We start from the raw sequence: 16,268 nt of genomic DNA on the forward strand, positions 1-16,268 counted from the left end.
ACTCAATCCGTTCTAAAGAAGAGGAATTATATTTCTTATCAATATATTGATAAGATTAGTTATAAAACGTCCAGCTTACGCCAAATTTGATAAGGGCATCTTGTTGCGGATATCTGTTTACAGTGTAATAACCCTTGCTTGAAAGCTTTTGATTAGCATAATCATACATCAAGAATAAATTGGTACGCTGTAAAGTGGCCTTAAAATAAACTGCAGCCACAGGGTACGACGAGAACGTAACATCTGGTCCGTTATAAAACTGACCGATACCAACTGCATAGGATGGCGCCACGTACTGCGTATTGTACCGCACATTTACACCAACACTTGATTGCAGCACATTAAACAGCAAAGTACTGTAATATAAATTGCTGTATGTATAAAGCTCCGGCGTGCGCAGGGTTGACTGGTAATCTGTTTTTTGATAAACGGCGTAATTATCAAAATGCAGCTTACGCCATGTTAAGTTTTTACCTATGCTAACCTTTAGCAGGTTAATACTTGAACCCAATTGTGCCGGGTGCGCATCAACACCGCCAGGCTGGGCTATGAAATACAGGTAGTTAGATATTAAAAAATATTCGGCCTTGATATCAAGTTCCAGCGGGTTGTTGATGTAGTTGAAAGAGGCACTGGTTGTTTTCTGATTGCTAAAATCGTTATGAAATATATAATGGTTAGAGATCCAGTTATTGTAAATAAGCGGCGGACTGCTATTTTGAGAAAATGCCTCCAAAATAATCCTGCCCGCTTTTTTACCGCCCGAAAGGGTAAGCTTTGCGCCATAATAATAATTACCAAAATCCCGTCCCTGGGCTATCTGTTTCACATCGCCTTCAAGACCAATACGGTCACTTAAGCGGTAGCTTAACTTACCCTTCAGCGTGATATCCTGAAAGGTTTGGCTTTGTACCCTTTCCTGGTGAATGTATTTTAAACCATACTCATTCATAGTAGTATCGCTTACATATTGCGCGTAATGATATAGATCATGCACCAGCGCAAGATCAAGCTTCAACTCGTTTTTTGAGGCTTTTGCAGCTTTACTTCTGAGATAAAAGCTATATGAAAATTCATTCCGGATATCAGTAACGTTCAATGAATCGTTTGATTTACTAACGCTGTAATAGTAATCGGGAAATACGTGATAGGTATCTGGCTGATTGGTTTGCCGGTAATTGTACGTTTTGCTTTGCACAAAAAAAGTATGTGCTACACGCTGCGTTGGTAAAACCGTTGAATTGGCCTTCCCTTTTTGTTTACCCAAACTATCAATACGGCCTATATAGTAAAACTGTTTTATGAAAAAACTCCTCTCTTTCCAGTTTTCATAACTGTTGGGAAGGCGCACCGCGGCCGAATTTTTAAAGTAAAGCTGGTTACTGCTGCTTGTAAAAACGGAATCGTTAAGTATCGACCCCGTTTCGGGCGCTTTTAAATTATTATAAATAATATTGGCAAGCAGGTTATAGCGCTTTCCTTTCGATTCATACCAGGTATATATCGCTGCATTAACATCACTTACGTTTTGTTGCAAAATGCTTTGCGTACTGTAAAACCCACGCGAGCCATTGAAATTAAGGTTAAAACCAACGTTCCAGTTCTCTTTTATGTTTTGGGTATGCTGAATTTTAAAGATCTGCTCGGCGGTGCTGCCAAAACCATTAAACAACGACAGTGTGGTGAGTGGCACCCTGGCGTTATAATATCTTATATCCTCTGGTGCCAGGGCGTAAATATCAAGGGCGTGCTGCCCGGCGTCAAAACCTATATTTTTGTACGGCTCAAAGAGCAGGCTGCGCTGAGAAACGCCGGTGTAGCCCAGGTGGATGCGTGGGTTTCGCGGATCAAGCAATACGCTGTAATTTTCAAAATTGGTAATGCCAGTATCAATAGCAAATGTTTGCGTACTATCGTTAAGCAGATCGGCGTTGGTTATCCGTATAAATTTGGAGTTAAATATTACTGAATCGCGTTTGTTTTCTTCCTTTTTACGCAAACTATCCAGTAATTCGTCATCGCTAACCTCTTTAACTTTTTTAACGGTATCGCGCATATTAAGCGGCCTCGGTCGTTGCCCGGCCGGGTTATTGTATTGTGCAAAAGCCGAGCGTACCGAAATACACATCAGCAGTAATAAAATATATTTCAGCTTTTTGTGCATTAAATACCAGCTATCAGTTCTTTTAAGATCAACGTAAGTTTGGGTTCGGCCTCTTCGGCTATCTTTAAGATATCTTCAATAGATACCGGCTGCAATTCATCTGTAAAACCCTCATCAGTAAGTACCGATATGGCAAAAACAGGCAGGCCCATATGGTTGGCAACAATAACTTCCGGAACGGTGCTCATGCCTACAACATCGCCGCCTATGATCCTTAAATAAGTATACTCTGCTTTGGTTTCCAAATTAGGTCCGGTTACAGCAACATAAACTCCTTTATGACAGGTAATATTGTTTGCCGATGCTATGTTCAAGGCTTTTTCTATCAGGTCGCGGCGGTAAGGCTGGCTCATATCCGGAAAACGCGGACCAAGCTCCTCCTCATTACGCCCGATGAGCGGGTTTTGAGGCTGTAAATTAATATGATCGGTGATAGCCATCAGGTCGCCTTTTTTAAAGGCCGGATTGAGCGAACCACTTGCATTTGATACAAACAGCGTTTTTATCCCCAGGTACTTCAATACCCTAACCGGGAAGGTGATCTGCTGCATGTTATAACCTTCATAATAATGCAAACGACCCTGCATAGCCACAACCTTTACACCTGCAAGCGTACCGAAAATAAGTTTCCCCGAATGAAACTCCAATGTAGAGATAGGGAAATCTGGGATGTTGGAATACATCAGCTGTTTTTCAACCTCAATTTCCTTTACCAGGCCACCAAGGCCGGTACCTAAAATTATACCTACTTCAGGTTCAAAATCGCCAATGCGGCTTTTTATATATTTAACGGTGTTTTGTATGCTCTCTAACATATTCGGTTACTAAATTATCAAACTGTTGCCGGCTGTTATTTAAAAACTCAATACCAATTGGCAATACCAAAATTGGCAGTTTTTTTACCTCGGGCAGCAACTCCTGTTCCCCTAAACGCTGCGCGTCCTTTTCTGTTGTGATAATGATTTTTTTTTGTGATGCACACGCAAGAAAATCATCGGCAAGTTTACTGATATTTTTTAAGCTAAAGCGATGGTGATCCGGATAATTATGATGGATAATATGCTGCGTTTGTTTTTTAAGATGATGCAGTAATGGTGCCGCGTTGGCTATCCCGGTGAGTAGAAACGCGGTGGTGTCTTTGTCGATAACTGTACCGTTAGCTGTTCCATCCATATTTTGCAGAGGCAGGTAAATTATCGATGTAAAAAACAACACCTGCTTGGGCAATGGTTTTAAGCGTGTTTTAATATCCAATTGGTCGCCCGATGATAAATCAGCAGGACATTTACTTACAATTAAAATATCGGCACGTTTACGCCCGCTAAAAGGTTCGCGCAGGTTACCGGCAGGCAACAGCAGATGCGGCTCGTTAACACGGCTGTATTCAAATAATAAAATACTATACCCTGGTTTAACAGCGCGGTGTTGATACGCATCATCGAGGATAACAATGTCATGCCCCGCTCGCAGTTGCTCAATACCTACAACACGTTTCTCCGAAACGGCCACAGTAATATCGGGAAACTTGCTTTTAAACTGGGCGGGTTCATCGCCAATTTGTGATGCATCGGGTTTATTACCGGCTATTAAAAAGCCCTGGGTTTTGCGGCCGTATCCCCGGCTAAGCGTTGCCAGTTTATAATTTGTTCTTAATAACCGGATAAGGTATTCCGTCATCGGGCTTTTGCCTGCACCGCCGACATCCAGGTTACCTACGGAGATCACGGGCAGATTAAACGCATGGCCTTTAAACACTCCTATATCATACAACCAATTGCGCGTAACAACAACCAGGCTATAAATAAGCGATAAAGGAAATAGAAGCCAGCGCAGGTATTTCATCGTGTAAAGATATGAATACACGAATACTTAATATTCACAATTTTGCTTTCCGCTTACCATAATCCCGTGGTTGTTTGCTATAATTGGCGCTTGTAAAAAAATACATCTCAAATTATTACCAATTTAAATGAAAAGAACCCTTACGCTATTAGTACTGCTTATAATTTTTGTAGCTGCCAAAGGCCAAACAATTGCCAATCTATCGGGTACTGTTACCGACGATAAAAGCCAGGGCATTGCAGGCGCCACCGTTTACCTGTTAAATACCAATTACCGCACCGTTGCCGATAAAGAGGGGAAATTCTCCCTGCAAAATATCAGCTCTGGCACCTACACACTGCACATCAGCGCCGTAGGTTATGCCGCCAAAGAACAATCCATAAAATTAAGCGGCACCATGCGCCCTATAAGCTTTGAGCTTAAAGATGCCGGTAACCAGCTTGATGAAGTTACCGTAACCGCCCAAAAATATGAGGAAAATGCGCAGAAGGTACCTATGAGCATTACCACACTATCGGCCAAGCAAATAAAAGATTACCGCCTTTGGGATCTGAAAGATTTGACCGCTATAGCCCCCAACCTGAACTCGGCAGGGCCGGGCGATAGCCGCACCGTGAGCGGTATACGTGGTGTGGTTACCACATCTTATGACCCTGCAGTTGCCACCTATGTTGATGGTGTAAACCAGTACGGCCTGGATACTTATATCCCCCAATTGCTCGACGTCGAAAGGATTGAAGTATTGCGCGGTCCGCAGGGAACGCTTTATGGTCGTAATGCTACAGGTGGTGTTATCAATATCATTACTAAACAGCCAACCAACGTAGTAAGTGGTTTTGCGGGTGTTGATTTTGGCAATTATGGACAGCAGCGTTACAGCCTGGGTTTACGTGCACCGTTAATAAAAGATAAATTGTATTTGGGCGTAGCCGGTGTATATTCGGGCTTTGATGGTTTTTACACCAATACTTTTAATAACAGCAAGTTTGATAAGCAGCATTTCTTTTTAGGTAACTATTACCTGAAATTTCTGGCTACCTCAAAACTATCAGTAACGCTGAACGCTAAAAACTATAACAATCGCAACAATGGCGCCTTTACCCTGGCCGGTAACCCTGCCGATGCCATCAGCGAACCATACAAGGTGAACCAGAATGCCACTACCCGTATGATCGACAATACTTTCCAATCTTCACTGGCGGTAAATTATGCCGGTAATGCATTTAACTTCACTTCGCAATCATCCTACCAGGTAAATAACCGGTACTATACCACTCCTATCGACGGTGATTTTTCACCTTTGGATGCAGTATCGGTAATTAATAATTACGGCGGTAAATGGAATAAAGTTAAAACCGTGATCCAGGAGTTTAGATTTACATCACCGGCTTCATCAACCTCGGCTTTAAAATGGGCCGCTGGTGCCTATGGTTTTTACCACTACGCACCTAATAAACAAGGCACTTATTATGGTGCCGACGCAGCACTGTTAGGCGCACCAGCCAATATTACCACCGTTACCGTAAATACCGACAAAAATTCTGGCGAAGCTGTTTATGCGCAAGCCACCTACACTATAAACCCTAAACTGGATGTAACAGCAGGTGTGCGTTATGACCATGAGCATAAGAACGAAAGCGTATTTGGCACGTTCCAGCCAAACGGTGCAGATGTAATGGTTTCACAGGCCGATACCGCATCGCACGCAAACTTTAATGCTTTTACACCAAAATTAAGTGTGGCCTACCACCTGTCGAATGATAATAACCTGTACGGTACTTATAGCCGTGGTTTCCGTGCAGGCGGTATTACCGAACTTGGTCAGGACCCTCAGAATGCTCCTCCGCTTTATTCTTTTAAACCCGAGTACAGCAACAATTACGAAGTGGGTTCAAAGAATAACTTTTTCGATAACAAACTGCGTGTAAATATAGCAGCGTTTTATACATTGGTAACAGATGCGCAGGTACCAACACTGGTATTGCCACAGGCTATCACCATTACCAAAAATGCAGGCAGGTTAAACAGCAAGGGCGCCGAGCTTGAGCTGAACGCTACACCACTTAAAGGGTTTTATATAGATTATAACTTTGGTTATACCCATGCCCGCTATACCGACCTGAACGTATCAAACAATGGTGAAGTGCTAAACCTAAAAGGCAATAAACAGATCTATACACCCAATGTAACCAGCATGCTGGCCCTTCAATATGCATATGACCTTGGCGGCACGCAAAAAGTTAAACTGGTTGCCCGTGGCGAATGGCGTTATTTAGGCGATCAATATTTCGACCTTGCTAACCAGATTGAGCAAAAAGGCTACAGTAAATTTAACGGCCGTATTGGTGTAGATACCAAAAGCTTTAGCCTGTTTTTCTGGGAAAGCAATATCGGCAACAAAAAAGCCATTGATTACGCCTATGATTTCGGCGCATCGCACTTAGGCAACCCGCGAACTTACGGGGTATCGCTAAGCACAAACTTTTAACACATAAATAAGAAAGGCGGATAAATTATCCGCCTTTCTTATTTATGTTATCTGCCAATCAAAACAATCAGCGTTAGCTCTTCATTTTTTTCAATAGTGCTTCAACTACTTTAGGGAAATGAAGGTGCTCCAACTGCTGGCCTTTAAATTTTATCATCTCCAGGTTATCATTAGGCTCTATCTTAAATTTAGATTGATGGATGATCTCTCCTTCGTCAAATTGCTCGTTTACAAAGTGAATGGTGATACCACCCTCTTCTTCTTTGGCATCTAATATTGCCTTGTGCACATGATCACCATACATGCCTTTGCCGCCGTATTTGGGCAGCAGGGATGGGTGTAGGTTAATGATCTTATTAGGGAAAGCTTTTAACAGCGAACCGGGGATAAGCCAAAGGAAGCCCGCCAACACAATTAAATCAACCTGCAGGTTTTTCAACAGTTTAATTACATCATCGGTGTCAAAAAATTCGTGACGGGTAAATATGTGCGATGGTACTTCAAAATTATCGGCGCGCTGCAGTACGTAGGCTTGCGGATTGTTGGTGAGTATAATTACTACTTCGGCTTCGGCATTGCGTTTAAAATGCTCCATTATCTTTTGGGCATTTGACCCCGAACCTGAAGCAAAAATGGCTATTCGTTTCTTCATTTAAAGTGTATGCTTTTCAAAGGTGATGAAGCTCCCGGAAAAAGTTTTGCATTAATTTTAAGCTGATTACCGGTAACTTTATAACAAACCATTTTTTATAATATTCAAATATAAAATTTTACGTGTTTTATGGGGTATTTGTTACGGCTTTTTGCCTAATAAATCCGTACCGCACTACCGTACGCGGTTTTGTTGATGAATAATTGGGCTGTACATCGCCAGTTTGCAGCACCAGCGAATAGGTACCCAGCGTTTGGATCTGTGTATTAGAAAACGGCTTGCTGCTCCCACCATTGGCTGTCACTGTATCTTTACATACCATATCCGACGAAAAGAAGAGCCTGTTTGGCGTAAGCGTCCAGTTACCGGTTGATGTTTGCGGTAAACAATCAAAATTGGTGTAAGTACAGGTGTTGTCGGTTTTAAAAGTAAAAAACTGTGTGTTTTGGCAAGTGGCATTCAGTGTATCTGCATCGCCAATTTGCGAACTGCCAACGTAATGATAAACCTGTATAGATGCCAATTGCCAAACGCCGCTGGTTAACAGATGCGGAATATTGCTGTTATTATCTTTTTTGCACGAATTACTGAGCAGATTAATAACAACCAAACCTAAAATTAAAATTAACGGAGCTTTGTTTTTCATTGAACGTATGCCGGCAAAAATAAAAAATCCCGGTTATTAGTTGGCTATCAGGATGTAATTATAACTCTTTTAAATTAAAATTATTACCACCCGGAGCAATACAAAAGTCAAAATTTAAAAATCAAAACGCCGTTACAGCTTTAATGAACAATGATTTTTACTTTTGATTTTTACCTTTTGAATTAAAAACATGCGCATCCCATTTCAGCAACTACAATCAGAATTTAAACGTGTGTTACTTAGCCTTGGCTTTAGCCATGATAAGGCCGACCGCTGCGCCACCACTTTTGCCGAAAACAGCAGGGATGGCATATACACGCATGGCCTTAACCGCTTCCCCACCTTTGTGCAGCATGTAAAGGATGGCCTGGTGAAACCCAATCACGAGCCTACTCTGGAAAACGCCTTTGGTGCCATAGAACAATGGAACGGTAACTTAGGCCCGGGAATTTTAAACGCAAGTTTTTGTATGCAACGCGCCATTGAGCTGGCTGAGGTAAACGGCATAGGCTGCGTGGCCATAAAAAACACCAACCACTGGATGCGCGGCGGCACCTACGGCTGGCAAGCTGCCGAAGCAGGATATATAGGAATTAATTTTACCAATACCATAGCCAACCTCCCGCCCTGGGGTGGCCTGGACCCGCGCCTGGGTAATAACCCACTGGTGATAGCCGTACCCCGCAAAAACGGGCATGTGGTTTTGGATATGGCCATATCGCAATACGCTGTTGGCAAACTGGTACAATACCAATCAAAAGACGAGGCCCTACCCCTACCGGGCGGTTATGATACCGATGGCAATTTAAGCACGGATGCATCGGCTATACTTAAATCAAAAAGACCATTGCCTATAGGTTTCTGGAAAGGCTCGGGACTGGCGCTGGTGCTTGATCTGCTGGCGACTGTTTTAAGCGGCGGCAACTCTACCGCAAAGATCACGGCCAGCGGTAGCGAATACGCGGTATCGCAGGTATTCATTTGCATAAAGCCCCGTGATAACGAACAAACGGATTCACTCATAGAAGAGATCATAGCCTACACCAAAACAACCACACCTGACCATGAGGGCGGCACAATAAGCTATCCCGGAGAAAACACCCTAAAAACCCGCAGGCAAAATTTACGCGAAGGTATTTTGGTAGATGAAAAGATATGGGAGGTTGTAAAAGGGTTGTGATAGAAGGATAAAATGGCTGTCATGCTGAGCTTGTCGAAGCATGGTGGGCAAAGACTCAGCGCGCAACCCTTCGACAAGCTCAGGGTGACAGGCCAATTAATAAAACAACGTCATTGCTGTAAGGTACGAAGCAATCTCATTTGCTATACAGATAGAACCTGTATGGTTCACCTGCTTCCGTAGAGATTGCTTTATTCCTCACAATGACGCGATCGATGGTTATTACACCACCATATTTACAATACGGCCTTTAACTACGATAACCTTTTTAGGGGCTTTGCCGTCCAGGTATTTTTGAACGTCGGCGTTGGCTAATACGGTGGCTTCTATTTCTTTTACATCAAGGCTTAATGAAATGCTAAGATTCATTTTCATTTTACCGTTAATGGAGATAGGGTAAGCAAATTCGTCCTCAATTAAATAGCTGCTGTTAAACTTAGGGAACGGCGCGTATGATAAAGTACCAGCCGGATTGCCTAATAAAGTCCACAATTCCTCACAAATATGCGGCGCGTATGACGACAGGATGATCACCATATCCTGCAGTATTGCGCGGTTATTACATTTCAGATCGGTAAGTTCATTAACGGCGATCATAAAGCTGGAAACCGAAGTATTGAACGAGAAACGTTCTATATCTTCCTCCACCTTACGGATGATCTTATGTAACGATTTCAACTCTGCCTTTGATGGCTCATTGTTTGACACACTGAACTCCCATGCCTCGTTATGGAACAACCGCCAGAACTTTCTTAGGAATTTAAACACGCCCTCAATACCATTGGTATTCCAGGGTTTGCTTTGCTCCAACGGACCAAGGAACATTTCATACATACGAAGCGTATCGGCACCGTAACGTTGGGCTATATCGTCTGGATTAACAACGTTGTAATAACGTTTAGACATTTTCTCAACTTCGACACCGCAGATATATTTGCCATTTTCTAAAATAAACTCAGCATCTGCAAATTCGGGGCGCCATTCTTTAAATTTGTTAAGATTCAGCACCTCATTCTCTACAATGTTCACATCTACGTGTAAAGGCGAAGTTTTATATTCTTTGATTAGGCCGTACGATACAAAAGTGTTTGTTCCGCGTCCTTCTTCATCAATTAGGCGGTACACAAAGTTACTTCTACCCTGTATCATCCCCTGGTTTATCAGTTTTTTGAAAGGCTCTTCTTCACCAACCTTACCAATATCCTTCAAAAACTTGTTCCAAAAACGGCTGTATAACAAGTGTCCGGTAGCATGTTCGCTGCCGCCGATGTACAAATCTACATCCTTCCAGTAGGCAATAGCCTCCGGCGATGCAAATTCCTTATCATTATTGGCATCCATATACCTGAACCAATACCAGCTTGAGCCGGCCCAGCCAGGCATGGTGCTTAGTTCGTAAGCGTAAGCCTCACCCCGGCCCTCTCCAAGGGAGAGGGAGTTATCAGCTTCACTGTCAGAAGTCCTCTCCTTTGGAGAGGATTTAGGTGAGGCTTTATAATTCCATCCCTCTGCCCTGCCTAATGGTGGTTCACCGCTTTCCGTTGGCAGGTATTTATCAACCTCCGGCAACAGCAAAGGCAGGTGATCTTCTTCAATTAAATAAGGTAAGCCCTCTTTAAAGTAAACAGGAACAGGCTCGCCCCAGTAACGTTGCCTGCCGAATATGGCATCTCTCATCCTGAAGTTGATCTTGGCCTTGCCTGCACCTATGGCTTCCAGTTTGGCAATAACAGCCGCTGTACCTGCCTTATAATCCAACCCGTTCATAAAATCGGAGTTGATGTAGGTTCCTTCCTTGGTTGGGTCTGCTTCTGTTTCTATATTTTGAATGTCGATGATAGGTACTATCGGCAAGTTAAAATGCTTGGCAAACAAGTAATCACGCTGATCGCCGGATGGTACGGCCATTACGGCACCTGTACCATAGCCAGCCAAAACATAATCGGCAATCCAAATCTGGATCTTTTCGCCGTTTAACGGGTTCAATACGTAGCTACCGGTAAACGCACCCGAAACCGTTTTGGCATCAGCCATCCTGTCCAGTTCCGATTTCTTTTTAGTTTGGGCGATGTACGCGTCAATATCTGCCTTTTGCTCCGGTGTAGTCAACGATGCCACCAGCTCATGCTCGGGCGCTATCGCCAAAAAGGTAACACCAAAAAGTGTATCAACACGGGTGGTGAAAACCTCTATGAATCCTGGTTTCTGGTTCGTGTGGCCTGTGGCCTGATTTCCGACCTCAGTCCTCACATCACCGAAACCCGATATCGGGAACCTCACACTCGCACCTGTACTTTTACCTATCCAGTTGCGTTGCATTTCCTTCAGGGGCTCGGGCCAGTCTATGGTGTCTAAGCCTTGCAGCAGGCGTTCGGCATAGGCAGTGATGCGCATGCTCCACTGCATCATTTTCTTTTGTTCAACGGGGTAGCCGCCGCGCTCGCTAAAGCCGTCTTTCACCTCGTCGTTTGCCAATACGGTACCTAAGGCAGGGCACCAGTTAACGGTACTTTCGCGCAGGTAGGTAAGGCGGTATTTCAATAGTTCGGCCTGCTGGTCCTGGTTGCTCATGGCTTTCCATTCGGCAGCACTGAAACTTAATATCTCTTCATCGCATACGGCGTTAATTCCTGCAGATCCGTTCTGTTCAAAGTGTGCCACCAATTTGGCGATGGATTCTGCCTTTTCTGCATCCTTATTATACCAGCTGTTAAAAAGCTGCATAAAGATCCACTGCGTCCACTTATAATAATCGGGCGAACTGGTGCGTACCTCGCGACTCCAGTCAAACGAAAAGCCTATCTGATCTAACTGGCGGCGGTACGTAGCTATATTAGCCTCGGTAGTTATGGCCGGGTGCTGCCCGGTTTGTATGGCATACTGCTCGGCGGGTAAGCCAAAGCTATCGTAACCCATAGGGTGCAACACATTAAAACCTTTAAGGCGCTTGTAACGGGCAAAAATATCAGATGCAATATAACCCAGCGGATGGCCCACATGCAGCCCCGCACCCGATGGGTAAGGGAACATATCCAGCACATAATACTTGGGTTTGGTGCTTTTATCTTCGGCTTTAAACGTTCCGTTATTGGCCCAAAACTGCTGCCATTTTTGCTCTATATCTTTAAATTGATAGTCCATTGTAGTTTACAGGTATGAGGATGCGAAATTAAGAAAATCTCTATTAGTATGATAGTTAATTGGAGATTAGTTAATTGGGGTAAAACCGCATCAAGCATGAATCAGCTAAGATCATAACAGGCAGGATTTTTTTACCGCCGATCGATCAAGTTATAAAATCACAACATATTATAAAAAGCTCCAATACTGGCATCGGTGTTGGAGCTTTTTATTTTACCTTATTTAATGGGGATTAAAATCAAAAACAAGTAAAAAACACCCCATATAGCGTAAAATAAACCACAATTAACAATCGAAAATTTACTCGAAATTACCACAGTCTTAATTAAAAATTAATTAATTATTAACCGCTCCTATAAACCAAAGTATTAGGTAATTAAACCTTTTATATGGTATGCTAATTGCCCCAATTGCTGACAATTAATATCTTAAATCTATCAAAATAATTATGAACCTAAATTTACGCAACGCATTACCTTTATTAGTTGGTGCTGCCCTTTTTTATTCGGCATGTAATAAAACCGATCTCAAAACCCAACCTGCTACTTCAACCAACAAATCTGTAGATGAAGCAAGTTCGGCAATTGCAAAAAACCTTGCACAATCATTAGTTGGCGCATTTGGCGGTGCCAGCATTAAAGATGGTGTTAATCCGTCAACAACGTTTTCAACTTTGAAACAAAAGGTACAAAGCAACGATTACCACTGCGGTTTTTATACAGACACCAGCTTAAACCTTACCTTTAACCAGGGTGATACGCTGAAAGCAACAAAAACAGGCGGTGTGAGCTACTTTTTTGTATGTAACAACAACAAAACTATTGGTTACGACCTGGTAGATTCATTAACTACTACAGGCAGCGGTCCGGGTTATTCATTTACTTACAATACTGTTCAAAAATACAGCGTAAGAGGTTTAAACACCAACAACTCTAACTTCTCATTAAACGGTACAACAAAATCATTTACCGATAACGAGTATACCAAACCTGCAACTTTTGCATCTGTACATAATACCTATAAATTCACCGACCTGTATGTACATGCCGATGACAATTACGATATCACCAGCGGTAACGCCACTTTTGTATCAAAAGGCAAAACCAATGGCGGCGGCTGGGAATACAGCGGTACCATTGTTTTCTTAGGCAACCATAAAGCAAAATTGACCTTCTTGAACAAAACCTACTGGGTTGACCTGATCACCGGCGCGGTAAGTGCTGCATAAGTAACGTTTTCAACTAACAAAAGCTCTCTCCGGGATAACCGCAGGGAGCTTTTTTGTTTTGATAGCAGCCGAAAAATATATTCTGCAGAAATCGTATACTTGTTAAACCATGAGCCAATTACTGAACCTGTTATTAAAAAAACTCCCACTTCAGGGGTTTGGAGGACTTAACCATATATGAGGCGTATATTCTCAAACTTAACCTTCCAGGTACTTATTGCTATTATCTTGGGTGTATTTGTGGGGCTTGACTTTAAAGGATTTGCGCCTGCTGCCGAGCTCATAAGCAAAACATTCATCAACCTTATTACTATGCTGATAGCACCCATCATATTTTTTACCATTGTGCTGGGCATTGCCGGCATGAGCGATATGAAAAAGGTGGGTCGGGTTGGCGGCAAGGCGTTACTGTATTTTGAGGTGATAACCACCTTCGCGCTGCTTATTGGTGTTACGGTGGCTAACCTTATTAAACCGGGTGCGGGCTTTGTAAACCATAACATTACTGATACCACGGGCAAATTGGCCATCTACGAAAAAGCTGCCGCCGAAATGAAATGGGGCGATTTTATAGCCCACATTGTACCCGGTAACGTGTTTGATGCCTTTGCCAAAGGCGATATCCTGCAGATCCTGTTTTTCGCGATACTATTCGGCGTTGGCCTCAGCCGCATGGGCGAAACCGGGCAGTCGGTTATTACGCTGTTTGATAAACTCTCCAAGGTATTCTTCAACATCATGAAAATAGTGATGAAGGTGGCCCCCCTCGGCGCCTTTGGCGGAATGGCCTTTACCATCAGCAAGTACGGTTTAAAAACCTTGCAGCCGTTAGCGCTGCTTATGGGTTCGGTTTACCTTACTATGTTCCTGTTTATTTTTGTGGTGCTTAATATTATTTGCTATCTGTTTAAATTTAGTTTGTGGCAATACCTTAAACATATTAAAGAAGAAATATTGATAGTGTTGGGTACCTCATCGTCAGAATCGGCCCTGCCGGGGATGATGGATAAACTGGAGAAGTTTGGCTGCTCTAAATCGGTAGTTGGTTTGGTGATCCCGACGGGTTATTCCTTTAATTTGGATGGTACTACTATTTACCTTTCCATGTCGGTAATTTTTTTGGCCCAGGTTTTTAACATTCCGCTATCGCTGATGCAGGAGCTCACCATCATTGGCATACTCATGATAACCAGCAAGGGGGCGGCCGGGGTAACCGGCAGCGGCTTCATCGTTCTGAGCAGCACACTAACGGCCATCAAGATCGTCCCTATTGAAGGTCTGGCTATACTAATAGGTATCGACAGGTTTATGTCAGAAGCGCGGGCCATCACTAATGTAATAGGTAATGGGGTAGCTACTATTGTGATAGCTAAGAGTGAGGGTGAGTTTACTCCCCCTGCTCCCTGAAGGTGGAAGGGTTTCGATATTGTCATTGCGAGGAACGAAGCAATCTCATCATCCAATCCCGCTTGCATAGCGTACTATTCGTGATGGGATTGCCGCGCTACGCTCGCAATGACAATGTGCAAAAGCATGGTGACAGCGTTTTGCCAACAATGCAAAATATACAAATCCCTCATTATCAAACACAAACAAGCATTCACGAGCGTTCACGGCGTTATGAACGTGAACACTTACAGGCAAACGCCACATAAAAAGGCAAAAGGTTTCTGACCTTTCGCCTTTTTCCTTTCGCCTTTAACCTCAGCTTACGGGTTACAAATAATAGTGAGTTTCTTTGTATAATCCGGATTAAGCGGTTCGTTGGTTTGGGCCAAACGCTGGGCACCTACGTTGGCCGGGCAGGCTATACCTTTAGTAGCATCGTAAACAAGGCCTTTGCCAGCCAGTTCCTGCGGTACGTAAATTTGCACCGTGGTTGATGGATAACTATGCGGGTAAAAACGGATATAATACCCATCCGGATGCAACGACCACGTGCCCGACGGTACATTAGGATCAACCTGGGGCACAATGCCGGCCATCATGGCGTATTTCTCCATTTCGTCATAAGAGGCATTTCCAGATGCAGCTAACTGGCGAATATTATTCTCGGCTTCAAAAACACTTTGCGCCGCGGGCGGTAACTGGCTCTTAGCTTTGTCCATTACACTTGCCGGTAATACACCCAATGCGCCGCCTTCCAGCATCAGCAATTCTTGTGGCGATAATATTGTAGTAGCCGTCAGTTTAATATCGGTACCAAAATCAACAAAACGGGTACGGGCAATAATAGCCCACAATAATATCTGAATACTGTGCTGGTTAACTTCGGGATGCTTTTCAGCATGTTTTAGTATCAGGATCACTACATCACGCTTTGGACCAGCAACCGGTGCAATCATATAACCATCGCCGGTGCTTGGGCCACGGGTACCGGCGTGCAGGCAATAACTTTTGTTGGTCATTTCAAAAAAGCCCGCGCAAAGTTTATAGCCGCCGTCGGGGGCTTTAGGCAGCAGATACAATGGCTGCGGTGTTTGCCCTTCCATAAATGAAGGTGGCTTTGAACCGGTTTTATCAACATCTTTAAAACTGGTGGTAATGGCCTGCGGTTGTTTCAGGATCTTGTTCAATCCTCCGCCTGATGCCATTTCGGTTCCCTTGTCCAATAGTTTTTTACCAAAACCACCAAACTGCGCATGCGCGCTGGTAGCAAAAAACAGAGCGGCTGCGAGCCCTAAAAGGAGTGTTTTGTTCGTTTTTTTCATAGATAGCAGGTGAATAGGTGTGCGGCTAAATTAATTAAAATGATATAAACAGTGTATTATCAATAAAAACTAACAACAATAAATTAATATTTTGTTTCGGTTATACGGTAAATATCAAAAGATAAAGGACAAATAGAGCAAGGACAAAGGACTTTTTATTGGTGTTGTTACTCCCCTGTTAATAATTGCGACATTAAAATCATTGCCCTAAAGTCA

Annotated in this window: 11 protein-coding genes; 4 read left to right on the forward strand and 7 right to left on the reverse strand. The window is 43.3% G+C overall.

Annotated elements, in window-relative coordinates:
* Positions 1-55 precede the first annotated feature (55 nt).
* The 3 genes from BLS59_RS13160 to lpxK are packed head-to-tail and all read right to left on the reverse strand — an operon-like array spanning position 56 to position 4,006.
* Complete coding sequence (locus BLS59_RS13160; RefSeq protein WP_240315231.1) at positions 56-2,164, reverse strand: putative porin; 2,109 nt, start codon at positions 2,162-2,164, stop codon at positions 56-58.
* On the reverse strand, positions 2,164-2,979 hold the full coding sequence (locus tag BLS59_RS13165; RefSeq protein WP_091149745.1) for a purine-nucleoside phosphorylase: 816 nt from the start codon (positions 2,977-2,979) through the stop codon (positions 2,164-2,166). The genes BLS59_RS13160 and BLS59_RS13165 overlap by 1 nt, the downstream gene beginning before the upstream one ends.
* Positions 2,951-4,006, reverse strand: coding sequence for a tetraacyldisaccharide 4'-kinase (lpxK, locus tag BLS59_RS13170; RefSeq protein WP_091149746.1), 1,056 nt, complete (start codon positions 4,004-4,006; stop codon positions 2,951-2,953). Before lpxK ends, BLS59_RS13165 begins: the two co-directional genes overlap by 29 nt.
* A gap of 127 nt (positions 4,007-4,133) precedes the next feature.
* On the opposite strand from lpxK, the gene BLS59_RS13175 reads away from it, so the two are divergent.
* Positions 4,134-6,494: a TonB-dependent receptor gene (locus BLS59_RS13175; RefSeq protein WP_091149747.1), complete on the forward strand. Its 2,361-nt coding sequence runs from the start codon at positions 4,134-4,136 to the stop codon at positions 6,492-6,494.
* Positions 6,495-6,567: 73 nt separating this feature from the next.
* On the opposite strand, the gene purN is transcribed toward BLS59_RS13175, so the two are convergent.
* Together purN and BLS59_RS13185 are read right to left on the reverse strand one after the other, a co-directional pair.
* Positions 6,568-7,146 (reverse strand): phosphoribosylglycinamide formyltransferase, encoded by a 579-nt coding sequence (gene purN / locus BLS59_RS13180; protein WP_091149748.1) that lies wholly within the window; start codon positions 7,144-7,146, stop codon positions 6,568-6,570.
* Positions 7,147-7,273: 127 nt separating this feature from the next.
* Positions 7,274-7,792, reverse strand: coding sequence for a hypothetical protein (locus tag BLS59_RS13185; protein WP_091149749.1), 519 nt, complete (start codon positions 7,790-7,792; stop codon positions 7,274-7,276).
* 190 nt (positions 7,793-7,982) lie between these two features.
* On the opposite strand from BLS59_RS13185, the gene yiaK reads away from it, so the two are divergent.
* A complete protein-coding gene (gene yiaK / locus BLS59_RS13190) occupies positions 7,983-8,972 on the forward strand; it encodes a 3-dehydro-L-gulonate 2-dehydrogenase (RefSeq protein WP_091149750.1) in 990 nt (329 codons plus the stop codon).
* A gap of 222 nt (positions 8,973-9,194) precedes the next feature.
* Here the strand turns inward: yiaK and leuS are convergent, their stop codons facing one another.
* The gene (gene leuS, locus BLS59_RS13195) at positions 9,195-12,113 is read right to left on the reverse strand and encodes a leucine--tRNA ligase (protein ID WP_091149751.1); all 2,919 of its coding nucleotides are present in this window, start codon (positions 12,111-12,113) and stop codon (positions 9,195-9,197) included.
* Positions 12,114-12,561: 448 nt separating this feature from the next.
* Between leuS and BLS59_RS13200 the strand changes: the two genes are divergently transcribed.
* Together BLS59_RS13200 and dctA are read left to right on the forward strand one after the other, a co-directional pair.
* Positions 12,562-13,341, forward strand: coding sequence for a hypothetical protein (locus BLS59_RS13200; RefSeq protein WP_091149752.1), 780 nt, complete (start codon positions 12,562-12,564; stop codon positions 13,339-13,341).
* A gap of 177 nt (positions 13,342-13,518) precedes the next feature.
* A complete protein-coding gene (gene dctA, locus BLS59_RS13205; protein WP_091149753.1) occupies positions 13,519-14,748 on the forward strand; it encodes a C4-dicarboxylate transporter DctA in 1,230 nt (409 codons plus the stop codon).
* Positions 14,749-15,050: 302 nt separating this feature from the next.
* On the opposite strand, the gene BLS59_RS13210 is transcribed toward dctA, so the two are convergent.
* Positions 15,051-16,052, reverse strand: a complete 1,002-nt coding sequence (locus BLS59_RS13210; protein ID WP_091149754.1) for a hypothetical protein — start codon at positions 16,050-16,052, stop codon at positions 15,051-15,053.
* Positions 16,053-16,268: the final 216 nt, after the last annotated feature.

This window comes from Mucilaginibacter pineti (assembly GCF_900101875.1).
GTDB classification, from domain to species: domain Bacteria; phylum Bacteroidota; class Bacteroidia; order Sphingobacteriales; family Sphingobacteriaceae; genus Mucilaginibacter; species Mucilaginibacter pineti.

What these genes read in the sequence shown, in the direction of transcription:
- BLS59_RS13160 (WP_240315231.1), bottom strand. Translation starts at nt 2,164, where the DNA reads ATGCACAAAAAGCTGAAATATATTTTATTACTGCTGATGTGTATTTCG.
- BLS59_RS13165 (WP_091149745.1), bottom strand. Translation starts at nt 2,979, where the DNA reads ATGTTAGAGAGCATACAAAACACCGTTAAATATATAAAAAGCCGCATT.
- lpxK (WP_091149746.1), bottom strand. Translation starts at nt 4,006, where the DNA reads ATGAAATACCTGCGCTGGCTTCTATTTCCTTTATCGCTTATTTATAGC.
- BLS59_RS13175 (WP_091149747.1), top strand. Translation starts at nt 4,134, where the DNA reads ATGAAAAGAACCCTTACGCTATTAGTACTGCTTATAATTTTTGTAGCT.
- purN (WP_091149748.1), bottom strand. Translation starts at nt 7,146, where the DNA reads ATGAAGAAACGAATAGCCATTTTTGCTTCAGGTTCGGGGTCAAATGCC.
- BLS59_RS13185 (WP_091149749.1), bottom strand. Translation starts at nt 7,792, where the DNA reads ATGAAAAACAAAGCTCCGTTAATTTTAATTTTAGGTTTGGTTGTTATT.
- yiaK (WP_091149750.1), top strand. Translation starts at nt 7,983, where the DNA reads ATGCGCATCCCATTTCAGCAACTACAATCAGAATTTAAACGTGTGTTA.
- leuS (WP_091149751.1), bottom strand. Translation starts at nt 12,113, where the DNA reads ATGGACTATCAATTTAAAGATATAGAGCAAAAATGGCAGCAGTTTTGG.
- BLS59_RS13200 (WP_091149752.1), top strand. Translation starts at nt 12,562, where the DNA reads ATGAACCTAAATTTACGCAACGCATTACCTTTATTAGTTGGTGCTGCC.
- dctA (WP_091149753.1), top strand. Translation starts at nt 13,519, where the DNA reads ATGAGGCGTATATTCTCAAACTTAACCTTCCAGGTACTTATTGCTATT.
- BLS59_RS13210 (WP_091149754.1), bottom strand. Translation starts at nt 16,052, where the DNA reads ATGAAAAAAACGAACAAAACACTCCTTTTAGGGCTCGCAGCCGCTCTG.